Origin of the sequence: Streptomyces sp. NPDC096132 (genome assembly GCF_044763345.1) — a bacterium.
In the GTDB taxonomy this organism is placed as follows: Bacteria; Actinomycetota; Actinomycetes; order Streptomycetales; family Streptomycetaceae; genus Streptomyces.
The window spans coordinates 68,246-92,970 of sequence record NZ_JBIWGA010000017.1; the positions used below are offsets into that span (position 1 = coordinate 68,246).

Sequence of the window (24,725 nt, forward strand, 5' to 3'; positions counted from 1 at the left end):
CGGGCCTGGGCGCCAGCACTCCCCCACCTCGAACCACTCGGCGGGGGGACCCCATCATCCTCAAACCCACTCAATGGAAGGCGGCCCGGGACAGAGTGTCCCGGGCCGCCGCGAACAGAGCGTGGCTACGAGATTCTCACCGGGTTAACGACGTCCGCGATCAGCACCAGGATCGTGAAGCAGACGAAGATCCCGGCCACGACGTACGCCACCGGCATCAGCTTCGCCACGTCGAACGGGCCCGGGTCCGGGCGGCGCAGGACCCTGGCGACGTTGCGCCGCAGCGACTCCCACAGGGCGCCCGCGATGTGCCCGCCGTCCAGCGGGAGCAGCGGGAGCATGTTGAACAGGAACAGGGAGAGGTTGAAGCCGGCGACCACGAACACGGCCATGGCCAGCTGCTGCGAGGCGGGGATGTCCAGGGTGGCGATCTCGCCGGTGACCCGGGCCGCGCCGACGATGCCCATCGGGGAGTCGGGTTCGCGGGGGGCGTCGCCGAAGGTCGCGTTCCACAGGGCGGGGATCTTGCCGGGCAGGGCGACGAGGGAGTCGACCGCGTCACCGACGTGGTCGGTCATCCAGGTCACGGACTGGCCGAGGTCCTGCTTGACCACGCCGGTGGCCGCGCTGAAGCCGAGGAAGCCGGCCTTGACGTACTCGCCCTGGACGTAGGCGCCGGAGCTGTCCTTCTTGGCGACCTGGTTGGTGGCGATGGTGGCGTGCAGGGTGACGTCCTTGCCGTCGCGCTCGACGACGATCGCCACGTCCTTGCCTGCGCTGTCGCGGATGAGGTCGGAGAGGGTGTCCCACTGGTCGGTGCTGACGCCGGCGAAGGAGACGATCTTGTCGCCCTTCTCCAGGCCGGCGGCCTTGGCCGGGGATGCCTTGTCGGTCGACTTGCAGGTGTCGCGGTTCTCGCTCTGCGCGATGACGCACGGCGAGACCGAGCCGACGGTGGTCGTCTCCTGCTGGATGCCGAAGCCCATGAGCACGGTGAGGAACAGGCCGATCGCGAGGACCAGGTTCATGAACGGGCCCGCGAACATGACGATGACGCGTTTCCACGGCTTGCGCGTGTAGAACATGCGGGTCTCGTCCCCGGGCTGGAGTTCCTCGAAGGCGGCCGAGCGGGCGTCCTCGATCATGCCGCGCCAGGGGGAGGTGGAGCGGGCCGTGACCCGGCCGTCCTCGCCCGGCGGGAACATGCCGATCATGCGGATGTAGCCGCCGAGGGGGATGGCCTTGATGCCGTACTCGGTGTCGCCCTTCCTGCGTGACCAGATGGTCGGGCCGAAGCCGACCATGTACTGGGGCACACGGATGCCGAACATCTTCGCCGTGGAGAGGTGGCCCAGCTCGTGCCAGGCGATCGAGAAGAGCAGGCCCACCGCGAAGACCACTATCCCGAGGATGAACATCAGGGTCGTCATGCGCGGGCCTCCGCCGTCTGTGCCGTCAGTTCCCGGGCGCGAGCACGCGCCCAGGTCTCCGCTTCGAGGACGTCCGGCACGGTGAGTGAAGTTCCCGTGACCGGGGTGCCGTGCTCCTCGACGACCCTCGTCACGGTCTCCATGATCCCGTTGAAGGGCAGCGCGCCCGTACGGAACGCCTCCACGCACTCCTCGTTGGCGGCATTGAACACCGCCGGGGCCGTGCCCGCGAGCTCGCCCACGTGCCGGGCGAGGTTCACCGAGGGGAAGGCCTCGTTGTCGAGCGGGAAGAACTCCCAGGTCGACGCCGTGCTCCAGTCGAAGGCGGGCGCCGCGTCGGGGACGCGCTGGGGCCAGCCGAGGCCGATGGCGATGGGCCCGCGCATGTCGGGGGGCGTCGCCTGGGCCAGTGTCGATCCGTCCGTGAACTCAACCATCGAGTGGACATACGACTGCGGGTGCACGACCACCTCAATCCGCGAGAAGGGAATGTCGTAGAGGAGGTGTGCCTCGATGACTTCCAGCCCCTTGTTGACGAGGGTCGCGGAGTTGATCGTGATCACCGGGCCCATGGACCAGGTGGGGTGGGCGAGGGCGTCCTCGACCGTGACGTTCGCCAGCTGCGCCTTGGTGCGGCCGCGGAAGGGGCCGCCGGAGGCGGTGACGACCAGCTTGCGGACGTCGGCGCGGGTGCCGGCGGCGAGGGACTGGAACAGGGCCGCGTGCTCGGAGTCCACGGGGATGATCTGGCCGGGCTTGGCGAGCGCCTTGACCAGCGGGCCGCCGACGATGAGCGACTCCTTGTTGGCGAGCGCGAGGGTGCGGCCCGCCTCCAGGGCGGCGAGGGTGGGCGCGAGGCCGATGGAGCCCGTGATGCCGTTCAGGACGGTGTGGCAGTCGGAGGCGGCGAGGTGGGTGGCCGCGTCCGGGCCGGCGAGGATCTCGGGGAGCGGCTCGGCGTCGCCGTACTCCGCGCGCAGCGCCTCGCGCAGGGCCGGTACGACGTCCTCGCGGGCGACCGCGACGGTCCGCACCCGCAGCCGGCGGGCCTGCTCGGCGAGCAGGGCGACCCGGCCGCCGTGGGCGGACAGGCCGGTGACGCGGAACCGGTCGGGGTTGCGCAGCACGAGGTCGACGGCCTGGGTGCCGATCGATCCGGTGGAGCCGAGGACCACCACGTCCTTGGGGCCGTCGCCCACGGGGTCGTAGACGAGATGCGGGTCGGCGAGTGGGGCAGCTGGACTGTCGCTCATCCCCCCATTGTGGCCGCACGGCGTGCACGCCAGGACAGGGTGTCCCCCCAAGGAGGGCACCCTGTCACCGTGTGTGGGGCGTCTCACCCGATCGGGCGGTGGACGTTCTCCCGTTCGCTCGGGCCGGGGGTCGTGTCGGCGATCCACGGGCCCTCGCCCGAGGGGTCGACGATGCCCTGTTCCAGCCACTCGTAGGTGCCGGCGAGGACGTCCTTGACGACCTTGCGGTCCAGGTCGTCCGTGTTGCTCCACAGGCGGGTGAAGAGTTCGTCGACGCGCAGCCGGGACTGGCGGCAGAACGCGTCGGCGAGGCGGTAGGCCTCGCGGCCGTTCTCGCCGCGCGAGCGCAGCAGCTCGGCACGGACGCAGGCCGCGCTCATCGCGAACAGTTCCGCGCCGATGTCGACGATCCGGCCGAGGAAGCCCTGTTTGGTCTCCATCCGGCCCTGCCAGCGGGACATGGCGTAGAAGGTGGAGCGGGCGAGCTTGCGGGCGTGCCGTTCGACGAAGCGCAGATGCGCGGAGAGGTCCGCCCCGCCGTGCTTGAACTCCGTGTACGACGACGGCAGCTGGCCCGGTCCCGCGACCAGTCTCGGGAGCCACTTGGCGTAGAAGACGCCCGCGTTGGCGCCCGCCCTGGCCTTGTCCTGGAGGGACTTGTCGGGGTCGATGAGGTCGCCGGCGACGGAGAGGTGGGCGTCGACGGCCTCGCGGGCGATGAGGAGGTGCATGATCTCCGTGGAGCCCTCGAAGATGCGGTTGATGCGCAGGTCGCGCAGGACCTGTTCGGCGGGCACCGCCCGCTCGCCGCGGGCCGCGAGGGAGTCGGCCGTCTCGAAGCCGCGGCCGCCGCGGATCTGGACCAGTTCGTCGGCCATCCGCCAGCCCATCTCGGAGGCGAAGAGCTTGGCCAGCGCGCCCTCGATGCGGATGTCGTTGCGGTCCTCGTCGGCCATCTGCGAGGAGAGGTCGAGGACGGCCTCCAGGGCGAAGGTGGTGGCCGCGATGAAGCTGATCTTCGCGCCGACCGCCTCGTGGTGCGCGATCGGCTTGCCCCACTGCTCACGGGCCGTCGACCACTCGCGGGCGACCTTCAGACACCACTTGCCGGCGGCGACGCAGGACGCGGGCAGGGAGAGCCGGCCGGTGTTGAGGGTGGTGAGGGCGATCTTCAGGCCCGCGCCCTCGGGGCCGATGCGGTTCGCGGCGGGGACCCGGACCTGGTGGAAGCGGGTGACGCCGTTCTCGATGCCGCGCAGGCCCATGAAGGCGTTGCGGTTCTCGACGGTGATGCCGGGCGAGTCGGCCTCCACGACGAAGGCCGTGATGCCACCCTTGTGGCCCTCGCTCTGCGGCACCCGGGCCATCACGACCAGCAGGTCGGCGACCACGCCGTTCGTCGTCCACAGCTTCACGCCGTCGAGGACGTAGTCTCCCCCACTCTCGAAATCGCTCGAGCGGGAGGGGCCCCCATCGTCGGGCACCGCGGTCGTGGCGAGCCGGGCCGGGTCGGAGCCGACGTCGGGCTCGGTGAGCAGGAAGGCGCTGATGGCGGTGGTGGCGCAGCGCGGCAGGAAGGCCTGCTTCTGTTCGGGGGTGCCGAACATCTTCAGGGGCTGCGGTACGCCGATCGACTGGTGGGCCGACAGCAGCACGCCGACGGCCGGGCTGGCCGAGCCGACCAGGGCCAGCGCCTTGTTGTAGTACACCTGGGTGAGGCCGAGACCGCCGTACTTGGGGTCGATCTTCATGCCGAGGGCGCCGAGCTGCCTGAGCCCGTCGACGACCTCGTCGGGGATCCGGGCCTCGCGCTCGATCAGCGCCCCGTCGATCTTCGTCTCGCAGAACGTTCGGAGCTTGGCCAGGAACTGCTCGCCGCGCCGGACGGCCTCGTCGGTGGGGAGCGGGTGGGGGTGGATGAGGTCGAGGCGGAAGCGGCCCAGGAACAGTTCCTTGGCGAAGCTGGGCTTGCGCCAGTCCTGCTCCCGGGCGGCCTCCGCCACCTGGCGTGCCTCACGCTCGGTGACGGTGGATTTCTTGAGGGGTGGTGCGGACATGAGGCTCACCTCGCCGCGAATCGGGATCATGGACCACATCGGTTACCGATGGGTGCTACTCGATCGTTGGTACCCGATCCGGGACGACCCCGCCACCCTTCGCGTGCCCGTCCGGGCCCGTCTCAGCCGATGGTGACCGAGTACGACTTGGTGTCGAGGCGGCCGGTTCCCTTGAAGACCTCGGTGCCGGACTCGATGCCGGAGACGTACTTGTCGTTGGAGAGCAGCTTGCGCCGAACGAGTGCCTGGGTGAAGTCGTCCAGGTTGAGCGTGGCCTTGGTGGTGTTGGCGCGGCGGACGAAGGAGTAGACCTTCCAGCCGATGTCGCCCTGGTAGATGTCCCACATCGCGCCGTTCAGGCTGACGCTGCCGTACTTGGTGCCCAGCGGGCCCGCGCCGCCCTGGCGGTTGAGCCAGATCATGATCTCGTCGGTGGGCTGGTCCTGCCAGTCCGCGGTGTTCTTGGTGTGCAGCCACAGGTCGTAGGCGACGTTCATGGTGCCGGGGTTGGAGGGGAGGGAGAACTCCCAGCTCGCGGTGACCTTCTTGCGGTCGCCGACCTTGATGGGCAGCCCGGTCTTCGCCTTGTCGACCTTCCAGCCCCAGTGCCAGCCGAGGACGGAGGAGGCGTACGACTTCACGTCGTAGTCCTTGCCCGTGCCGCTGTTGGCCAGGCTGTAGCTGGTGCCCCACGAGATGGTCGAGCCGGACTGGGAGTTGTCCCAGACGCACTGCGTGCCGGTGGCCTTCTCCCGGTTCCAGACGTTGTTGTTCACGTAGTACTTGCCGAGTGTGATCGTGTCGAAGTCCGTGCACTTCTTGCTCGATTCCCCCGCCTGGGCGACGGTGACGCCGGCGGCGGCCGCGAGGGCGACGGCGGCGGCGGTCAGGGCCTTCGCCTTCTTCGACAGACGGGGACGGCGGTGCTGCATGGGGGTCCTTCCGGGGGCGGACGGTGCTTACGTCACCCCAGTGGCCGCAGAAACCCGAAAAGGTTGCCGTTCTTCCCTTGACTCCCTGGTGAGCGCTTGCACGTGGTAGGCAGAGCGCATCTTCTCCATGATTCCGCCACAACTCGTTGTCGAAGCGCTTCGACAACCTATGGACACCCACCCCTGCTGGGGCTACTGTCGAACCACCCTCACCCGCACCTGTTCACACTGCGCACTGTCGAAGCGCTTCACAAATCTTGGAGAGCTGGATGGTCACCCTCGCCGAGGTCGCCCAGCACGCCGGAGTCTCGGCGAGCACGGTGAGCTATGTCCTCAGTGGCAAGCGGTCCATCTCCACGAGCACCCGGCAGCGGGTCGAGCAGAGCATCCGCGAGCTGGGCTACCACCCGAACGCGGGGGCGCGGGCGCTCGCCAGCAGCAGGTCGAACATCATCGCGCTGATGATCCCGCTGCGCACCGACATGTACGTGCCGGTGATGATGGAGATCGCCATCGCGGTGGCCACCACCGCCCGCACCCACGGCTACGACGTCCTGCTGCTCACCGGCGAGGAGGGTCCCGACGCGGTCCGCCGGGTCACCCGCAGCGGGCTCGCCGACGCGATGATCCTGATGGACGTCCAGCTCGACGACGAGCGGCTGCCGTTGCTGCGCCAGACCGACCGGCCGTCCGTGCTGATCGGGCTGCCCGCCGACACCAGCGGCCTCACCTGTGTCGACCTGGACTTCGCGGCGACCGGCGCGCTGTGCGTGGAGCACCTGGCGGCGCTCGGCCACTACGACATCGCTGTCATCGGCGAGGCGCCCGCGGTCTACGAGCGGCACACCGGCTTCGCCGAACGGACCCTGTACGGACTGCGCGGGCGCGCGCGGGAGCTGGACGTACGGCTGCTGCACCGCCCCTGCGAGGGCGGGTACGACGCGATGGCCGTGACCCTCGCCCGCATCCTCGACGAACGCCCGGGCACGACCGGGTTCGTCGTCCAGAACGAGTCGGCGGTGGAGCCACTGCTCGCGCTGCTGCGCCAGCAGGGCCGGGCCGTCCCCGAGGACGTGTCGGTGGTCGCGATCTGCCCCGACCAGGTCGCCGTCCAGGCCTCGGTGCGGCTGACCTCGGTCGCCATCCCCGCCCAGGAGATGGGCCGGCACGCCGTGGAGCGTCTCGTCGCCAAGCTCGACGGCCGCGGGACGGACGAAGTCGTCCTGCTCGAACCCGAGTTGACGGTCCGCGCGAGCACGGGCCCGGCGCCGGCCGCCTCCTGACCCACCTCGCACCCCTGCTTCTTCTCTCGCTGTCGTGCCGCGCCAGGGCACCCCCATGTCCGCACTCCTCCAGGAGCACAGGAGCCCCCACGTGAATCAGCCTGCCGAAAACCAGACCAGTCAGGGCACGGTCAGCCTCGCGCAGTCGTCTCCCACCGTCGGCACCTTCCGGGAGCGGGACGGCGCGCTGGAGTGGAGCGGCCGCCAGGAGACCCTTCGCATCGAACCGTGGGGACCGGACGCGGTCCGGGTACGGGCCCGGCTCGGCGGCCCGGTCCTCGACGGACTGCCGGGCGCCCTCCTCGCCGAGGCGCCGGCCACCGACAGCAGCGTCAAGATCGGTGACGGGGAAGGGCGGTTGACGGTCGGCGCCCTCACCGTCGAGGTCGACGCCGAGGGCCTGATCCGCTTCCTGCGGACGGACGACGGCACCGAGGTACTGGCCGAGGAGCGCGCCCACTTCTGGTGGCCCGGCTCGCGGCTCTACACGGCCGTCGGCAACGGGTACCACCGGCTGGAGCAGCGGTTCGCCGCCTACGAGGACGAGCGGCTGTACGGCCTCGGCCAGCACCAGCACGGGCGGTTCGACCAGAAGGGCCTGGTCCTGGACCTGGTCCAGCGCAATGCCGAGGTCGGCATCCCGGTGCTGTCCTCCAGCCGCGGCTACACCCTGCTGTGGAACAACCCGGCGATCGGCCGGGTGGAGCTGGCCGGGAACGGCACGCGCTGGGTGGCCGACTCGGCCCGGCAGATCGACTACTGGATCACGGCGGGCACCCCGGCCGACGGCCAGCGCCGCTACAGCGCGGTGACGGGCCGGACGCCGATGCTGCCGGAGTGGGCGGCGGGCTTCTGGCAGTGCAAGCTGCGCTACCGCACCCAGGACGAACTCCTCGCCGTGGCCCGGGAGTACAAGCGCCGGGGGCTGCCGATCTCCGCGATCGTGTGCGACTTCTTCCACTGGACGCACCTGGGCGACTGGAAGTTCGACCTGAGGGAATGGCCCGACCCTGCCGCGATGGTCCGGGAGTTGGAGGAGCTCGGCATCAAGCTGGTGGTGAGCGTGTGGCCGTCGGTGTCGCCGCTGAGCGAGAACCACCCGGTGATGGAGCAGCGCGGCCATTTCATCGGCACCCAGTACGGCCCGCTGGCGCACGCCGACTGGCCCGACAAGGAGGTCGCGTCGACGGTCCAGGTGGCCTTCTACGACGCGACGAACCCCGAGGCCCGGGAGTTCGTGTGGTCGCGCGTCCGGGACAACTACCTCACCCCGTACGGGATCACGGCCTTCTGGCTGGACGCCTGCGAGCCCGAGCTGAAGCCCGGTTTCCAGGAGAACCTGCGCTACTGGGCGGGCCCGGGCCTCGAGGTCGGCAACCTCTACCCGGCCGACAACGCCCGCACCTTCTACGAGGGACTGCGCGCCGAGGGCGAGGAGGTCGTCACCCTCAACCGCTCGGCGTGGGCGGGCAGTCAGCGCTACGGCGCCGCCCTGTGGTCGGGGGACATCGGCACCGACTTCCCGACCCTGCGCCGCCAGATCGCGGCCGGCCTCAACACGGCCCTGTCCGGCATCCCGTGGTGGAACACGGACATCGGCGGCTTCCACGGCGGCGACCCGGACGATCCGGCCTACCGCGAGGTGATGGTGCGCTGGTTCCAGTTCGGCACGCTGTCACCGCTGATGCGCCTGCACGGCTTCCGCGACCCGGGCATGCCGCTGGGCCCGGACATGACCGGCGGCCCCAACGAGGTGTGGTCGTACGGCGAGGAGGCCGGGGCGGTCCTGGAGAAGTATCTGCGGCTGCGCGAGCGGCTGAAGCCGTACGTCCTGGACGTGATGCGGGAGGCCCACGAGGAGGGGCTGCCGCCGATGCGGCCCCTGTTCCTGGAGTTCCCCGACGACCCGGCGGCCTGGTCGGTCGACGACTCCTACCTCTTCGGCCGCGACCTGCTCGTCGTACCGGTACTGGAGGCGGGGGCCCGGGACCGTACGGCGTACCTTCCGGCGGGGGCGCGCTGGACGGACGCGTGGACGGGTGAGACGTACGAGGGCGGTGCGGCCGTGACGGTCGACGCGCCGCTGGACCGGATCCCGCTGTTCCTGCGGGACGGGGCGCGGCTGCCGGTGGCCGAATAGTCGCCGTAACGCGCGAACACCCTTGTGGCAAAAGGAAGTTGATGGGATAGAGGGCTGGCATTCAGCTCCCCGTCGCGCCACGAAAGGGTGTTCGCCCGTGTCCGCTCCCCCGCTCGCCCTGAACCTCGCCAACCTGCTGCTGCGGCCGGGATTCGCCTCCCGCCGCAGCCCCGACCGCGCCTTCGACCGGCTGGCCGCCTCGGCCGGACCGGTGGACCCGGTGTTCTCCGCCGAGTTCCGGTTCCTGTTGCGTCACTGGGCCCGGGACGAGCACCTCACCCCGGTCGGCTGGTGGTCGGCGCAGGGGCATGTGCGCCGGCATCTCGAAAACCGCGCCCGCGTCCGGCGGCTGATCGCCGAGCACCCGGCGATCGCCGAGGAGCCCATCGAGCGGCCGGTGTTCGTCGTCGGGCTGCCGCGCACCGCCACGACCCTCACCCATGGTGTGCTGTCGCTCTCCGAGCAGCACCGATGTCCCCGCTTGTGGGAACTGCTGACCCCGGACCTTCAGGGGACGCCCGCGCGGCGGAAGCGGGCTATCGGTGCCGCGCGCATGATGGTCGGCGCGATCAACCTCTTCTCCCCGCGCTACCGCGACATCCACCCGATGACCGCGGAGGGCCCCGACGAGTGCACCTTCGCCCTCCCGCACACGATCATGCCGCTGTCCCAGGCCCGCATCCCCGAGTACCGGGCCCGGCACCACGCGCGGGACTTCACCGCCGACTACGCGTATCTGAAGCAGATCTACCAGGTCCTGCAGTACGGCCGTCCGCGCCGCCGCTGGGTGCTGAAGTCCCCGCTGCACACCGAGAACCTCGACGCGCTGCTCTCCGTCTTCCCGGACGCGACGATCGTGTGGACCCACCGCGATCCGGCCGCCGTCGTCCCGTCGTTCTGCAGCCTGATCGAGCACGGCATGGCCCTCACCCTGGACCCGCTGGACCTGCGCGAACTGGGCGCCACCTGGCTGGAACTGCTGAGCCGCTCCATGGCCCGCGGCCTCGCCGCCCGCGCCGTGATCCCCCGTGCGGCGCTGATCGACGTCCCGTACTCCTGGCTCGGCTCCGACCCGGCCGCGGGCGCCCCGAAGCTCTACGAGGCGGTCGGCGCCCGCTGGACCGACGCCGACGCGGCCCGACTGCCCGAGGTGGCCGACCGCCCCAGGGGCACCCGGCCGCACCGCTACGACCTGGCGCGTTACGGCCTCACCCGCGACCAGGTCGAGGAGGCCTTCGCGGACTACAACGCGCTGCGGGCCGAGGTCGACCGGCCGTAGGCGCGACCGGCCGGCCCCGGCCGCGGTGTCAGCTGCTGCTGACGGTGAGGTTGTTCGTCACGAAGTCCAGTCCGCCGGAGGACGAGGTGATCTCGTAACCGAACTGCACGTCACCGATGGTCTCGTTGCCGAACCAGCCCTTCGTGTCCTTGATCCACTTCAGGATCGGCAGGATGTTGACGGTGCCGGACGACGAGTCGGACGTGCGCAGGAACGAGAACACCTCGTTCGATCCGTTGTTCCCCTTGTAGACGGTCCAGGTGTGCCCGCCGAGGGTGACGTTGCCCTGGGAGGTGCCGAGGGGGCCGACGGCGCCGTTGTAGTTGACCCAGAGCATGATCTCGTAGTCGTAGTCCGTGTCCCAGATGTCGTACGACGTGTTGTACGCGCCGGACGACGGGACCGTGACGTTGTAGCTGCTGGAGAGCGAGCCCAGGGAGGTGATCGACTTGTTGATCACTTTCTTGGAGTTCGGGTAGGACTTGATGCCGCCGGTGTTGGGGTGGTTGGCCCAGACGCCCCAGTTGGTGCCGGAGTTGGCCCAGACGCACTGGCTGCCGGCGCCGGAGCCCCAGATGTTGTTGTAGAGGGTGTAGCCGTTCAGGGTGGTGTTGCCCCACTGGTCGCAGGAGCTCCAGACGGCGGCCGAGGCGGGGGCGGAGGCCAGTCCGACGGTCGCGCCGAGCGCGAGCGCCGGGGCCAGCAGGGCCTTGCAGATCCTGATCGACGTGCGTGTTGCCATGGTGTCCCTTCCATGGGTGGGGGGAGGTGCGGGGAGTTACCACGTCCCCAGGGTGAGGACGTGGTCTTCTCCGGCGACCAGGTCGAGCGGCCGCGGGTCGCCGGAGGAAGTCCGGAGTTCGACGCGGAGGGTGCGGTGCGGTCTGAGGACGGCCCGTGCGCCGTCCGGGGCCCAGGCGAGGTCGAGTTCGGCGCCGAACCGGGTGCGGACGCCCCGGAGTTCGCCCGAGGGGAGCGCCGGGGTGAGTGCGGGGAGCAGGACCAGCCGGTCGGGGGTCGAGTGGACGAGGGTCTCGATCAGCACGGCGGGCAGGGTGTGGGCGGCGTCCGCGTTGTAGACGTCCCGGTGGGGGTAGTGGGCGCTCATCAGGGACGCGTGGAAGAAGTCGCCGTCGAGGACCTGGGCGAGGGCGTGGGCGACCCGATGGCCGTCGCGCAGCCGGGCCGCGATCAGGGCGTGGTGGAGGTGGCCGTGCGCGGAGTCGTTCTCGGCGCCGCGCAGTTCGAGTGCGCGGTGGGCGGCGGCCGCCAGGCGCGGGGTGTCGTAGGGGTTGATCTCGTCGAGCGGCCAGACGCCGTAGAGGTGGCTGAGGTGGCGGTGGTCGTAGGTGTCGTCGAGACCGGGGCGGGCCCATTCGGCGAGGGCGCCGTCGGCGTTGGTGCGGTGCGGCGGGAGGCGGTCGGCGAGGGCGCGCCAGCGGTCGGCGTCGGGGCCGGGGTGGTAGCCGGCCGCCGTGCGCAGGGCGTGGCGGGCGGCCGAGAGGTCCATGGCCGCGTTGATCGCGCCCCAACTGGCGTTGGCGGGCCGGTTCTCGGGTGAGTAGGAGGGGACGACGACAAGGTGGCCCCCGGGGTCGTCGGGGTCCGTCCGGGTGAGGAAGTCCTCGTAGAAGCGGGCGACCTCGGCGAGGGCGGCGGCGGTGCGCGGGTCCTGTGCGCCGCGGGTCTCGTCGTGGTCGACGAGGGGCTTGAGCAGCCAGTCGGCTCCGGCGGTCCACAGGTGCAGCGGGTACTCGCGGCTGAAGTGGTACGTCAGCCCGGACTCGCCGTCGGTGTGCGCGGGCGCGACCACGCCCCGGGCGCCGAAGACCGCGCGGGCGTTCTCGCGCCAGTCGTCGAGCTGGCGGTGGATCAGGGAGGCGAGCGCTTCGGTGACCTCGGGCAGTGCGGCTGCCGTGGCGGAGGCGGTCTGGAGGTTGACGTTGGCGTCGTTGGTGAAGGCGCCGGCCCAGGCGGTGTCCCAGTCGCCGGTCCACAGGCCGGGCAGCCGGGGCGGGTTGAGGCCGGAGGAGGAGAGCAGGTGGTAGCGGCCGGCGGCGAAGAGGCGTTCCAGGAGGGCTCTACTGTGGGGGCGTTTCAGCAGCTCGGAGCCGGGGAGGGCGCGTTCGGCCGGTTCGGCGTGGAGGTCGAGGGCGACCCGGTCGTAGGCGGTGCGGTGGAGGGCGAGATGGCGGTCGAGGAGTGCGTCGTAGGAGAGCGGCAGCCCGGCGAGGGCGCGCTGTTCCCCGGTGACGTCCAGTTCGCCGGTGTGACGGCGCACCCGGGTGAGGAGGAGGACGGACCGTGCGCCGGCGATCCGTACGCCGGGGAGCGTGAGGGCCGTGGTGCCGCCGGTGGCCACGACGAGGGTCACGCCGGTGTACGCGCGGTCGCCGCCGGGGTAGCGGGCGCGCAGGGTGAGCAGGGCGCCGTCCGGGGTGAGGACGGCGCCGTGGCCGACGGCGAGGTCGGCGGGGGCGCCGGGAAGCCGGTGGTCGAGGGAGATGTCCAGGTCGGGGGTGGTGATGTGCTGGACGATCACGTCGTCGGCGCGGGAGACGAAGACCTTGCTGGTCCAGTCCCCGCAGGTGGCGGTGGTCTCGCCGGTCGTGAAGTCGACGGTACGGCGGTAGCGGTGCGGTTCGGCCGGCGCGGTTCTGCGCAGTCGTATCCGGAAGGCGGGGTGGAAGGGCTGGACCCACTGGAGGGGGCGGTGGTCGGTGAAGGCCTCGGCGGCCGTCGGGTCGCCCGCGAGCAACCGGTCCTGGAGGGCGGGGAGTTCGGCGGCCAGCTCGGGCGGGCGGGCGTGTTCCGCGCCGTTGGGGCGGACCAGGGTGTGATGGGTGACGATGACACGGTCGTCGTTCGGGTCACCGAACGTGAGGGTGCCGTGGTGGCCGTTGCCGCTGAGGAAGGCGTCCTCCCAGCGGGCGGCGGGGGTCGGCTCCCAGGAGCCGTGCGTGAGGGTCATGACCGCAACACCACCACGCCGTACCGGTCCAGGACGACCCGATCGGTGATCTTGTCTCCGGTGAGCAGGTCGGTGTGGGTGCCCGGGACGTCGACGGTGATCGGCTCGCGGCCGTGGTTGAGGAGGAACAGCAGCTCACCGCGGCGTACGGCCTCGACGCCCGTGGGGAGGCCGTCGAGGACGGGCCGGACGCCCGCACCGGCGGCGACCCGGGCCAGCAGGGCGCGCAGGGCCTCGGGCTCGGGGAGGGTGGAGACGTACCAGGCGCGGTCGCGGTGGAGCACGGCGGGCAGCCCGTCGAGTTCGCCGCCTTCGTAGACGGTCTCCACGACCTCCGCCTCGGTCTCCAGCTCCTCCGACCACAGGGTCCCCCGGAAGCCGTCGCAGGCGACCGTCTCCCCCGGCTCCAGCGGCCACCACTCGTGCAGGACGCGGATGCCGAACAGCTCGCGCAGCCGGGGGTCCATGCCGCCGGGGCGGACGCGGTCGTCCTCGTCGGCGACACCGGTGAGGAAGCCGCAGACCAGGGTGCCCCCGGCGCGGACGAAGGCGAGGAGGTTGTCGACCGCCGCGTCCGTCAGCGCGTAGAGCTGGGGCACGACCACCAGCCGGTAGCGGGTGAGGTCGTGTGCGGGGTGGGCGAAGTCGGTGGCGTACCCGGCCTCCCACAGGGCGCGGTGCCAGGCGTGGAGTACGGCCGCGTGGTCGACGTGGGTGGAGGGGCGGCCGTCCTGGGCGCCGGCCCACCATGCGTGCCAGTCGTGCAGGATCGCGATGTCCGCCTCGATCCGGGCGCCGGTGACGGCGGGGCCGATCGCCGCGAGTTCCGCCCCGATCCACTTGACCTCCTGGAAGGTACGGCCCCGCTCCCCCGCGTGGCCGACCATGCCGGAGTGGAACTTCTCGGCGCCCTGACGGGACTGGCGCCACTGGAAGTAGCAGACGGCGTCCGCGCCCCGGGCCACGGCCTGGAGCGACCAGAGGCGGCCCAGGCCACGTGGCTTGGGGTGGTTCACACCGCGCCAGTTGACCGGGCCGGCCGCCTGTTCCATCAGCATCCAGGGGCCGCGCGCCTGCGAGCGGGTGAGGTCCTGGACGAGGGCACCGTGCTGCGGGCCGAGCGGATCCCTCGGATCGGGGTAGAGGTCGACGGAGACGACGTCCTCCTCCTCGGCCCAGCGCCAGGCGTCCTGGCCGAAGAACAGCGGCATGAAGTTGGTGGTGACCGGGAGGTGCGGGGTGTGCCGGGCGACGATGTCCCGCTCGGCGGCGTAACACTCCAGGAGCATGTCGGAGGTGAAGCGCCGGAAGTCCAGCACCTGGGCGGGGTTCCTCAGGTAGTGCGGGGTGCGCGGGGGCAGGATCTCGTCCCAGCGGTGGTAGCCCTGGCTCCAGAAGGCCGTGCCCCAGGCGGTGTTGAGGGCGTCGAGGGTGCCGTACCTCGCGCGCAGCCAGCGCCGGAAGCGGGCGGCCGCCTCGTCGCCGTGGTCGGCCGTGCAGTACTCGTTGTTGATGTGCCACATGGTGAGGGCGGGATGGCCGGCGTAACGGGCGGCCAGGGCCTCGGTGATGGCGGCGGCGTGACTGCGGTAGGCGGCGCTGGAGTGGGAGAAGTGCTGCCGGCCGCCCCACCACTCGATCCGGCCGTCCTCGGTGACGGGCAGGCTGTCCGGGTGGAGCCGGCCGAGCCACGGGGGCGGGGAGGAGGTGGGGGTGGCGAGGACGACCCCGATGCCGTGGTCGTGCATCAGGTCCATGAGCCGGTCCAGCCAGCCGAACTCCCGTGCTCCCGGCTCGGGTTCGAGCTTCGCCCAGGAGAAGACACCGACGGTCACGGAGTTGACGCCGGCCTCGCGCATCAGCCGGACGTCCTCCAGCCAGGTCTCCTCGGGCCACTGCTCGGGGTTGTAGTCGCCGCCGAAGAGGATGCGGCCACGGGTGGCGTCCGCGAGGGTGGGCCGCCGGCCGGCGGCCATCAGACGGGCTCCCCGTACTGGATGCCGCGCCCGTTGGTGGCGAGGTAGACGCGCCCGTACACCCGTGGATCACCCACGACGACCTCGCCGATCCACCCCCACTGGTGCCGGTCGTCGTTGATCCGCACCCAGGTCTTCGCGCCGTCGTCGGAGCGGTACAGGGCGGTGATCGCCTCCGTCGAGCCGACCTGGTAGATCGCCGGGTAGTCGGCGCCGTCGGCGGCCCTGCCGAAGCCGAGGGTGTACGAGGCCCAGCAGCTGTCGATCTTCGAGAAGCTCGCCCCGCCGTCGGTGGACCTGTAGAGCCCGTTCCACTTGGTGCTCAGCCACAGGTCACCGGACCGGCCCGGGGCGGCGACCAGCTTGAACTGGCTGTCCCCGGAAGGCAGACCACCCGCACGCGCACCGAACGTACGGCCGCTGTCGGTGCTGGCGTACAGCGTGCCCGTGTCGGTGTCGTACGCGTAGAGGAGTGCCGGGTCGACCGGGTCGGCGACGGGCGTGGCGCCCTTCGGGAAGGAGGAGATCTCCGACCAGATCCGGCCGTTGTCCGTGGAGCGGTGGGCGGCGTACTTCGTGCCGTCCCAGTGCACGAAGGACCACAGCAGCACGCTGCCGTCGGCGTTGGCGGCGATCGGCCCCGGAGCGACCTTGGCGATGGCGGGCTGGGCCTCGAAGGGCGCCCAGGTCCGTCCGCCGTCGTTCGAGTGGGCGCCGTTGCCGTGGTCGCCCCAGCCGCTGCGCACGACGTACGCCGGCCTGGCCGCGGCCTGGGCGAGTCCCGTCGCCGACCCGAACACCGGGTTCGTGGCCATGCCGCGCGACGGAGACGCCGTGAGCCGCTCGTGGTACATCACGCCGATGTCCCCGAGCCCGCTGATCAGGTGCGCCTCCCCGGCCGGGGGCGAGATCAGCTGACGCACGGCCGTCTCCTCCAGGCCGCGGATCTGCGGGGCCCAGTGCTTCAGGTCCCGGGTGCCGTAGAGGGTGGCGCCGGTGCCGTGGAGGACGTGCTTCGAGTCGTACGGGTCGACGGCGACGGCCTGGATCCACCAGCCGAACTTGGGCTGGTCGTCGCCCCACTTGAGGTAGGGGGTCTCGGAGACGTCGAAGACGGCGGAGTCCTTCAGGGACGTCCAGGTGCGGCCGCCGTCGGTGGTCCGGTAGACGGTGTCGACCGCGGACCAGCGGTTGTTGGTGGAGACGACGAGGGTGCCGGGGCGGCGGGCGTCCACGGCGACGCCTCCGTAGCCGAAGGTGTCGCCCGGGGCGGGCGCGGCCGGGGTGACCTCGGTCCAGGTGCCGGTGGCCGTGGCGAGCTTGTGCACGCTTCCGGCCGACTGGCCGTTGGGGCCGGGTGCGTCGGCGTACGTCACGTACAGCTGACGGGTGTGGCGGTCGTGGGCGGCGCGGATCGGGACCTTGGCGGAGGTGCCGGTGGGCTGCCCGGGGACGGTCTCCCAGGTGCGGCCGTCGGAGGTCCGGTACAGGTTCGGCGAGCCGGCCGTGCCGTCGGAGTCGCCCCAGCCTGCGTACACGGTGCGACCGGCGGCGACGACGAGGGTGACGCCCTGGCCGCTCGCACTCGGGGTGGCCGGGAAGCCGGTGGCCGGCGCCCAGGTGGCGCCCCGGTCGGTGGACTTGAGGAGGCCGTCGTGCCGGGTGCCCAGCCAGAGGGTGTCGCTGTCGCGCGGGTCGACGAGCAGCCGCTCCCCCGCGCCCCGGCCGTCCTCGTTGGCGCCGAGCTTCACGGTGAGGTCGGTGCGGGTCCAGGTGGTGCCGCGGTCCTCGGAGCGCAGGATCGCGCCGTTGCCGGCCCAGGACTGGGTGTAGGTGCCGAGGGCGAGGTAGAGGCGGTCGGGGTGGGCGGGGTCGACGGCCAGGGCCTCGACGCCGAGGAGGTTCCAGTCGTCCCAGCCGAGGTGGTCGGTGAGGGGGGTCCAGCTCGCCGCTCTGTCGTCCCATCTGTACGCGCCGCCGATGTCGGTACGGGCGTAGGCGAGGCCTCTGACGGTGGGGTGGAAGAGGACGCCGGTGACGAAGCCGGTGCCGCCGATGACGGCGGTGCGCCAGCGGTAGGTGGGGGTGGCGTTGTCGGCCGCTTGGGCCTGGCCCTGGACTGCCGGGAGCGTGGTGAGCGCGGCGGCGGCTGCGGTGCCGGCCAGGACGGTGCGGCGGGTGAGGGGGGAGGCGTGCACGGGGTACCTCGCAGGGGTTGGATACGTGGACCTGGGTTTGCCGGGTGCCGTGGGCTGCTGCCGGGCGGGGGTGGGGTGCGCTCGCCCGCGCTTGCGGGGTGCCGCTGCGCCCACCCGTGCCGCCTGGGGGTCCCCCCAGGCCTTTAAGGCACTGGGGGAGGCACGACTGCCCGCAGCTGTGTAGGTGAGACGTGACTGCAACTCCCCAGGGGCGCGGGGAACTGCGCGACCGGCCACGACGAGCCCGCAGCCGCCGTACAACCCAAGCCCCCCGGGACAGTGAGCGCCGGCTACCCCTTGACCGCCCCCGTCAGCATCCCCTTCTTGAAATGCTTCTGGACGAACGGGGACAGGACGGCCACCGGCAGCAACGCCATCACCATCACCGCCATCTGCACGGCCAGCCCGGACAGCTCACCGGTCTTGATGGCCTGGCCCAGTCCCACTGGCGCCTCCTGCTTCTGGACCAGCTGGATCATGACGTTCTGCAGCGGCATCATGTCCTGGTCGTTGAGGTAGAGCGACGCGTTGAACCAGGCGCTCCAGTACCCGACGGCGTAGAACAAGGTGATGACGGCCAGCACCGCCCGGGACAGCGGCATGACGATCTGCCACAGGATCCGGAAGTCCCCCGCCCCGTCGATCCGCGCGCTGTCGATCAGTTCCTGGGAGATGCCCATGAAGAAGCCGCGCAGCACCAGGATGTTGAAGACGCTCACCGCGCTGGGCAGGATCAGCGCGAGGTAGGTGTCCGTCAGGCCCAGGGACTGCACCAGCAGGTACGTCGGGATCAGGCCGGCGCTGAAGAACATCGTGGCCAGCAGAAGCATCAGCAGCCAGCGGTGGCCCAGTGAGCCCATGCGGGAGAGACCGTAGGCGCACAGCACCGACACCGCCATCGAGAACAGCGTGCCCACCAGCGTGATCAGGACGCTGATCACCGCGGCCCGGGTCACCTGGCCGCCGCTGAGCAGCTCCTTGTAGGCGACGAAGGTGATGCCCTTGGGGATCATCACCAGTCCGCCCGCCTCGTCGATCGTCCGGCGGGAGGAGAGGCTGGTGACGACCACGATCCAGATCGGGAAGAGGATGCCGAAGCAGGCCAGTGCGAGGACCAGCCCCTTGCCCGCCAGCCCGGCCCTGCTGGGCTCCTCCTCCCAGGCCGGCCGGGGCGGGGCGGACCATGGACGAGACTTTTCGATCACCGCGCTCACTTCTTGTACACCCCCTGCTCGCCCATGAGATGGGCCACCTTGTTCGCGGCGAGGACCAGCCCGAGGCTGACGACGCCCTTGACCAGCCCGGCGGCGGCCGCGTACCCGAAGTCCTGGTTGCGCACGCCGTTCCACCAGACGAAGGTGTCGAGGACCTCCGAGGCCCCGGGGCCGACGGAGTCCCGTTGGAGAAGGATCTGTTCGAAGCCGACGGTCAGTGCGTCGCCGACCCGCAGCACCAGCAGCAGCGCGATCACCGGACGCAGCGCGGGGAGCGTCACGTGCCACATGCGGCGCCAGCGCCCGGCGCCGTCCATCGCGGCGGCCTCGTACAGGTCCGTGGGGACCGAGGACAGGGCGGCGAGGAAGACGATGATGCCCCAGCCCGCGTCCTTCCAGACGCTCTGCGCGGTGATCAGGTACTTGAAGGTCTCCGGGTCGGTCATGATGTCGAGGCCGTCGTAGCCGTGCTGGCGCAGAAGCTGGGAGAGGATGCCCGCTCCGCCGAACAGCTGCTGGAAGACCGCGATGACCAGCACCCAGGAGAAGAAGTGCGGCAGGTACAGGATCGCCTGCGAGACCGCCCGCACCCTGGGCCTGACCACGCTGTTGATCAGCAGGGCGAGCAGGATGGGGATCGGGAAGTACAGCACCAGCTGCAGGAAGAACAGCACCAGCGTGTTCGTGACCGCGTCCCAGAAGGCCGAGTCCTCGAAGATGCGCTGGAAGTTCTCCAGACCCACCCAGGGGCTGTGCAGCATGGAGACGATGCCGTTGTCGCTGATGTACGGGTCGTAGTCCTGGAACGCGACGATGTTGCCCAGGATCGGCACGTAGTTGAAGAGCAGGACCAGCGCGACGGCCGGCAGGGTCATCAGCAGCAGGATCCGGTCACGTCTGAACCTCAGACGCAGGCTCAGCTTCCCGGAGGAGCGCTGTCCGGCTCCGGAGCCGGTGGCGTCGCCGGACGCCACCGGGGTCTTCGCCGTCTCGTCTGCCTCGGTCCCGCTCCGAGGCACCGTGCTGTGGGACACGGCCGTTCTCCTTGCCTCGGTGCCGGGTCAGCTCGCCGCCGAACCGTTCTCGTCGAGAATCTTCTGGTACCAGTCGCGCAGCTTGTCGCCGCCCTTGCTCTTCCAGTCGGAGACGGCCTGCTGCATGTCGCCGATCTTCTTGCGGCCGCGGATGATGTCGTCCTCGAGCTGCTCGAAGTCGCTGTAGAGGTTGGCCCAGCGGGTGGGCTCGGTGATCTGCATGCCGTAGAAGGAGGACTTCTTGGTGTGGGCGCCGACCTTCTGCTGCCATTCGACCTGTCCCTTGGTGACCTCGGGGAAGTCGGGGTGGGCGAGGGTCGCGGCGGGGCTGGCGATCATCACATAGGCGTTCAGGACGTCGATATTGCCCTGGTCGGTCTTGACCGGGACGCCGTCCTTGAGGGTGTAGTGGGTGCCCTCCACGCCGTAGTTGGTCATCATGAATTCCTTGGTGCCGTACGGCGCGGCGGTGACGTTGGCGACGGCCAGGACGTCACGGACGACCGACTCGGACGCCTTCTTGTTGATGAAGGCGAAGATGCCGGCCGGGTTCTTGGCCCAGAAGGTGGGGGTGCCGCCGTCGTGGGCGAAGAGGTCCATGCCCCAGATCTTGAAGTCCGGGTTCTGGGTGGCCTGTTCGGCGGTGCGGCTGTACCACTGCGAGATGTCCTGGTTGTAGATGAGGAACTCGCCGGCCGCGAACTTCGGTCCCGGGTCGGTGGCGCTGCTCTTGCCCAGCTTGGCGTCGGGGTGGACGAGTTCGTCGGCGAACAGCTTGCGCGTCCACTCGATCGCCTCGAGGTACTCCTGGGTCTCGATGCGGTTGATCAGCTTGCCGTCGACGACGTTCCAGCCGAGCGACTTCTCCTCACCGGAGAACACCCCGAAGAGGTTCCAGGCCGTCCACTTCATGTCGAGGCAGGCCCACCGCTTGGCCTTGGCGTTGGTGATCTCCTTGGCCAGGGCGTGGAACTCGTCGGCGGTGGTGGGGACTTCGTACCCCTCCTTGTCGAAGATGTCCTTGCGGTAGAGGGGCACGATGCTGGTGACGTACGGCGCGGGCATCGGCAGGCCGCGCAGCTTGCCGCCGAAGATGGAGCGCTGCCAGGCGTCGGTGGGGATCGCGGCGAGGTTCGGGAACTCCTTGACCGCGTCACCGGAGAGGTAGGGGCCCAGGTCGGCGAACTTGCTGATGATCGCGCTGGGTATCCGGCCGTTCATGTTCCAGCCGGGGACGACGACCACGTCCGGTACGTCGCTGGAGGCGAGGACCGCGCCGAGCTTCTGCTCGTAGGTGTTGCCGTCCTGGTTCTGCCAGACGACGTCGACGCCGATGACGTCGTTCATCCCCTTGTAGTAGGCGTTGTCGGCCTTGGGCGGGGAGCCCCAGAACGGCGACATGATGGTCACCTCGCCGCCCTTGCCGAGCTTCTTCGGCACCGAGGTCTTCAGGCCGGCCAGGTCGAGCTTGCTGGTGAAGCCGACCGCGGAGCCGTTCTTGGCCGGGATGTCGGGCGTCACCACGTTGGAGGCGACGTACGCCGGGAGGATCTTCTTGGCGTCCTTGCCCGAGGTGGTGCCGTCGCGCGAGCCGCTGTCCGTGCCGCCGCAGGCGGACAGCAGCGGCATCCCTCCCGCCACCGCTGCGGTGGCGACCGCCGTGGAGGAGAGGAAGCTTCTCCGGCTCGGGCCGGAGGAACCGGAAGCGGAAGCGGCGTTCGGCGTCATTGCGTCAACCCTTCATGGCGCACCAGGACACCCGGCGGGGGCCGTCGGCTGCGGTGTCTCGAGTGGAACTGGCTGAGCTGAAGCGGATCCTCCGACCCCTGTCACGGAGATTTTCAGTCGAAGCGCTTCGATGTTGCTGCGAGGTTAAGTGAACACCCGGGGGTGCACAAGGGTCGCTCCCAAGATTCCTCCGAGGTATCCGGGGTGACCTGTTCGTATGCCCCGCTTGAAATAAGCGTGAGCTCCCCTTGACACCCAGCCCTGCGTCGAATGAGCATCGAAGCGCTTCGAAAGCGCCTCGCCGCTCCATCGCAAAGGGATCCCCACGTGACCGCACTCACGCCGCCCACGCCGCCTTTCCGTGATCCGCATCTGCCGTTCGCGAAGCGCATCGACGATCTGCTGGCGCGGCTCACCCCGGACGAGAAGGTCTCCTTCCTGCACCAGTTCGCCCCGGCCGTCGAACGGCTCGGCATCGCCGCGTTCCGCACCGGCCAGGAGGCCCTGCACGGTGTGGCGTGGATGGGTCCGGCGACGGTGTTCCCGCAGGCCGTGGGGCTGGGCGCGACCTGGAACACGGATCTCGTACGGCGGGTCGGCGAGGCCGTGTCCAAGGAGGTCCGGGCGATGCGCGCCCGCGACGAGCGCGTGGGCCTCAACGTCTGGTCGCCCACGGTCAACCTGCTGCGCCACCCCCTGTGGGGCCGCAACGAGGAGGGCTACTCCGAGGACCCGAAGCTGACCTCGGCCATCGCGACCGCGTACACGCACGGCCTGCGCGGTGAACATCCCACGTACTGGCGCACGGCCCCGGTCCTCAAGCACTGGCTGGCCCACAACAACGAGACCGGCCGGGACGTCACGTCCTCGTCGGTGCGCCCGCGTGTACTGCACGAGTACGACCTGCGGGCCTTCAGGGAGACGGTCGAGGCGGGCGCGGTGGCCGGGGTGATGCCGGCGTACAACCTGGTCAACGGCCGCCCCAACCATGTCTCGCCGTATCTGCGCGAGCAGTTGCGCGCCTGGACCGACGAGGAGCTGCTGGTCTGCTCGGACGCGGGCGCGCCCTCGAACCTGGTCGACTCCGAGCACTACTTCGACACCCACGAGGAGGCGACGGCCGCCGCGCTCCAGGCCGGCGTCGACAGCTTCACCGACCACGGCACGGACGGTTCGAAGATCACCGCGCGGGTGCGCGGTGCCCTCGAACAGGGTCTGCTGACCGAGGCCGACATCGATGCCGCCGTCCGCCGGCAGCTCTCGGTCCGCTTCCGCCTGGGCGAGTTCGACCCGCACTACGACCCGTACGCGGGCACCGGCGAGTTCGACACCCCGGCCCACCGCGCCCTGGCCGGGGAGGCCGCCGAGCAGGCGATCGTGCTGCTGCGCAACGACGGTGTGCTGCCGCTGGCCGCGGACACCAGGATCGCGGTCGTCGGCCTGCTCGCCGACGAGTGCAAGCTCGACTGGTACAGCGGCACCCTGATCCACCGCTCCACTCCCCTGGAGGGTCTGTACGAGCGGTTCGGCGCCGAGCGCGTGGAGTTCGCCGAGGGCGTCGACCGGATCCTCCTGAAGACCTCGGCGGGGACGTTCCTGAGGGTCCCGGCGGCCCCCGAGGCGTCCGACGAGGTCCGCGGCGCCGAGGGAGCGCTGGACCCGGCGCTGCTCGCGGGCCGCACCGACCTCCCGCCGCTGACCGCGGACACCGCCGGCACGGAACTGGCGCTGGTGGACTGGGGCGAGGGTGTCCTGACCCTGCGCGCTCCCGACGGCCGCTATCTCTCGGTCGCCGAGGACGGACACCTGCGCGCCTCCGCCGACCAGCCGGGCGGCTGGGTCGTCCAGGAGACGTTCCGCCTGGAACCCCACGGCAACGGTCACCTCCTACGGCACCTGGGAACGGGTCGCCACGTCTGTGTCGCCGCCGACGGCGTCCGGGTTGCCGAGGAGGACGCCGAGGTCTTCGAGGTCGTCGTCGTCGAGCGTGGCGAGGACGCGGTGGCCCGCGTCGCCGCCGGGGCCGACGTGGTCGTGGTCGTGGCGGGCAACGACCCGCACATCAACGGGCGCGAGACCGAGGACCGTACGACACTGCGCCTCCCGGCCCACCAGGAGCGGATCCTGGAGGCGGCCAGGGCCTCGGGCCGGCGCACGGTGCTGGCGGTCGTGTCGGCGTACCCGTACGCGTTCGAACCCGGCCGGCTGGGCGCGGTGCTGTGGACGGCCCACGGCGGCCAGGCCGCCGGCACCGCCCTGGCCCGGGTGCTGGCCGGTGACGTCTCCCCGGCCGGCCGTCTCCCCCAGACCTGGTACGCCGACGACGCCGACCTGCCCGATCTGCTCGACTACGACGTGATCGGCGCCCGCCAGACGTACCTGTACTTCGAGGGCCGCCCCCTCTTCCCCTTCGGCCACGGCCTGTCGTACGCGTCCTTCTCCTACGCCGACCTGGCGGTGGAGGTCGAGGACGGCCGGGCGCGGATCGCGTTCACGGTCACCAACACCGGCGACATGACGGCCGACGAGGTCGCCCAGCTGTACACGCGCGCCGTGGACCCGTCGGTCACCCGGCCGCGCCGCGAGCTGCTGGAGCACCGCCGGGTGAGTCTCGCCCCCGGTGCGCGGACGGAGCTCGTCTTCGAGGTGCCGCTGTCCGCCTTCGCGTTCTGGGACGTGGCGCGGGGCGACTGGCGGCTGGAGCCGGGGCCGTACGAGCTGCTGGTCGGCGGGTCGAGCGAGGACATCCGGCTGCGCGGGACCGTCGTGCTGGACGGCGAGCCGGCCATGGCCCGCCCGGTCCGCGCCCGCGGGCTGGCCGCCGCCGACTTCGACGAGCAGAGCGGTACGGAGATCGTCGACCGCACCAAGGTGTCGGGCGACGCGGTGACACCCGTCGCCAAAGGCTCCGGCGAGCTGGTCTACCGGGCCTGCGACTTCGGCGCCGGCACGACGGGCGTACGGGTGACGGTGGCCGGTTCGGGCACGGTCGAGGTGTCGCTGGGCGGCGGTGCGGCCCATGCCGCGCTGACCGTGGGGACGCCCACGCCGGGGCCGTACGACTACGTCACCGTCGAGGCTCCCTTCGCCGCCGACGGCGTACAGGACCTGCACCTCAGACTGCGCGGCCCGCTGCGGCTGGCGCACGTCGGCTTCTCCGGTTGAGGGTCCGGGGACAGTCGGCACGAAGAAGGGGTCCGGCACCGGAAGGCATCGGTGCCGGACCCCTT

General features: G+C 70.8%; 15 protein-coding genes. 4 read left to right on the forward strand and 11 right to left on the reverse strand.

The annotated features are described in order from the left end of the window. Window positions 1-125: 125 nt before the first annotated feature. From ACIRF9_RS34015 to ACIRF9_RS34030, 4 genes are all read right to left on the reverse strand, one after another. On the reverse strand, window positions 126-1,430 hold the full coding sequence (locus tag ACIRF9_RS34015; protein ID WP_403830118.1) for a M50 family metallopeptidase: 1,305 nt from the start codon (window positions 1,428-1,430) through the stop codon (window positions 126-128). Further along, window positions 1,427-2,683, reverse strand: coding sequence for a 1-deoxy-D-xylulose-5-phosphate reductoisomerase (dxr, locus tag ACIRF9_RS34020; RefSeq protein ID WP_403830121.1), 1,257 nt, complete (start codon window positions 2,681-2,683; stop codon window positions 1,427-1,429). Before dxr ends, ACIRF9_RS34015 begins: the two co-directional genes overlap by 4 nt. An 83-nt stretch (window positions 2,684-2,766) precedes the next feature. Then, a complete protein-coding gene (locus tag ACIRF9_RS34025) occupies window positions 2,767-4,740 on the reverse strand; it encodes an acyl-CoA dehydrogenase family protein (RefSeq protein ID WP_403830124.1) in 1,974 nt (657 codons plus the stop codon). A 122-nt stretch (window positions 4,741-4,862) separates the two neighbouring features. Then, window positions 4,863-5,672, reverse strand: coding sequence for an endo-1,4-beta-glucanase (locus tag ACIRF9_RS34030; RefSeq protein WP_403830126.1), 810 nt, complete (start codon window positions 5,670-5,672; stop codon window positions 4,863-4,865). Window positions 5,673-5,941: 269 nt separating this feature from the next. Between ACIRF9_RS34030 and ACIRF9_RS34035 the strand changes: the two genes are divergently transcribed. The 3 genes from ACIRF9_RS34035 (at window position 5,942) to ACIRF9_RS34045 (ending at window position 10,374) form a co-directional block, all read left to right on the forward strand. Next, the gene (locus tag ACIRF9_RS34035) at window positions 5,942-6,955 is read left to right on the forward strand and encodes a LacI family DNA-binding transcriptional regulator (RefSeq protein WP_403830129.1); all 1,014 of its coding nucleotides are present in this window, start codon (window positions 5,942-5,944) and stop codon (window positions 6,953-6,955) included. Window positions 6,956-7,046: 91 nt separating this feature from the next. Beyond that, window positions 7,047-9,095: a TIM-barrel domain-containing protein gene (locus ACIRF9_RS34040; protein ID WP_403830132.1), complete on the forward strand. Its 2,049-nt coding sequence runs from the start codon at window positions 7,047-7,049 to the stop codon at window positions 9,093-9,095. Window positions 9,096-9,192: 97 nt separating this feature from the next. Then, window positions 9,193-10,374, forward strand: coding sequence for a sulfotransferase family protein (locus ACIRF9_RS34045; RefSeq protein WP_403830135.1), 1,182 nt, complete (start codon window positions 9,193-9,195; stop codon window positions 10,372-10,374). A gap of 28 nt (window positions 10,375-10,402) precedes the next feature. Here ACIRF9_RS34045 and ACIRF9_RS34050 read toward each other — a convergent pair whose 3' ends face one another. The 7 genes from ACIRF9_RS34050 to ACIRF9_RS34080 form a co-directional block, all read right to left on the reverse strand. Then, the gene (locus tag ACIRF9_RS34050; protein ID WP_403830138.1) at window positions 10,403-11,116 is read right to left on the reverse strand and encodes a hypothetical protein; all 714 of its coding nucleotides are present in this window, start codon (window positions 11,114-11,116) and stop codon (window positions 10,403-10,405) included. Between the two features lie 36 nt (window positions 11,117-11,152). After that, the gene (locus ACIRF9_RS34055) at window positions 11,153-13,345 is read right to left on the reverse strand and encodes a glycosyl hydrolase family 95 catalytic domain-containing protein (protein ID WP_403830141.1); all 2,193 of its coding nucleotides are present in this window, start codon (window positions 13,343-13,345) and stop codon (window positions 11,153-11,155) included. Further along, window positions 13,342-15,321 carry a beta-galactosidase gene (locus tag ACIRF9_RS34060; RefSeq protein ID WP_403830144.1) on the reverse strand — a complete coding sequence of 660 codons (1,980 nt, stop codon included), beginning with the start codon at window positions 15,319-15,321 and terminating at the stop codon, window positions 13,342-13,344. The genes ACIRF9_RS34055 and ACIRF9_RS34060 overlap by 4 nt, the downstream gene beginning before the upstream one ends. Beyond that, window positions 15,321-17,519 carry a 1,4-beta-glucanase gene (locus tag ACIRF9_RS34065; protein ID WP_403830147.1) on the reverse strand — a complete coding sequence of 733 codons (2,199 nt, stop codon included), beginning with the start codon at window positions 17,517-17,519 and terminating at the stop codon, window positions 15,321-15,323. Before ACIRF9_RS34065 ends, ACIRF9_RS34060 begins: the two co-directional genes overlap by 1 nt. Window positions 17,520-17,809: 290 nt before the next feature. Beyond that, on the reverse strand, window positions 17,810-18,733 hold the full coding sequence (locus ACIRF9_RS34070; protein ID WP_403830150.1) for a carbohydrate ABC transporter permease: 924 nt from the start codon (window positions 18,731-18,733) through the stop codon (window positions 17,810-17,812). Further along, entirely contained in the window at window positions 18,730-19,767 is a 1,038-nt protein-coding gene (locus tag ACIRF9_RS34075) for an ABC transporter permease (protein WP_403830153.1), read from the reverse strand. Before ACIRF9_RS34075 ends, ACIRF9_RS34070 begins: the two co-directional genes overlap by 4 nt. Window positions 19,768-19,794: 27 nt before the next feature. After that, entirely contained in the window at window positions 19,795-21,495 is a 1,701-nt protein-coding gene (locus ACIRF9_RS34080) for an extracellular solute-binding protein (RefSeq protein WP_403830156.1), read from the reverse strand. A gap of 327 nt (window positions 21,496-21,822) precedes the next feature. Here ACIRF9_RS34080 and ACIRF9_RS34085 point away from each other — a divergent pair, with 327 nt between their 5' ends. Then, entirely contained in the window at window positions 21,823-24,660 is a 2,838-nt protein-coding gene (locus tag ACIRF9_RS34085) for a glycoside hydrolase family 3 C-terminal domain-containing protein (protein ID WP_403830159.1), read from the forward strand. The last annotated feature ends 65 nt before the right edge of the window (window positions 24,661-24,725 follow it).

Coding starts and splice junctions, on each gene's coding strand:
- ACIRF9_RS34015 (WP_403830118.1), bottom strand. CDS start 1,430: ATGACGACCCTGATGTTCATCCTCGGGATAGTGGTCTTCGCGGTGGGC.
- dxr (WP_403830121.1), bottom strand. CDS start 2,683: ATGAGCGACAGTCCAGCTGCCCCACTCGCCGACCCGCATCTCGTCTAC.
- ACIRF9_RS34025 (WP_403830124.1), bottom strand. CDS start 4,740: ATGTCCGCACCACCCCTCAAGAAATCCACCGTCACCGAGCGTGAGGCA.
- ACIRF9_RS34030 (WP_403830126.1), bottom strand. CDS start 5,672: ATGCAGCACCGCCGTCCCCGTCTGTCGAAGAAGGCGAAGGCCCTGACC.
- ACIRF9_RS34035 (WP_403830129.1), top strand. CDS start 5,942: ATGGTCACCCTCGCCGAGGTCGCCCAGCACGCCGGAGTCTCGGCGAGC.
- ACIRF9_RS34050 (WP_403830138.1), bottom strand. CDS start 11,116: ATGGCAACACGCACGTCGATCAGGATCTGCAAGGCCCTGCTGGCCCCG.
- ACIRF9_RS34055 (WP_403830141.1), bottom strand. CDS start 13,345: ATGACCCTCACGCACGGCTCCTGGGAGCCGACCCCCGCCGCCCGCTGG.
- ACIRF9_RS34060 (WP_403830144.1), bottom strand. CDS start 15,321: ATGGCCGCCGGCCGGCGGCCCACCCTCGCGGACGCCACCCGTGGCCGC.
- ACIRF9_RS34080 (WP_403830156.1), bottom strand. CDS start 21,495: ATGACGCCGAACGCCGCTTCCGCTTCCGGTTCCTCCGGCCCGAGCCGG.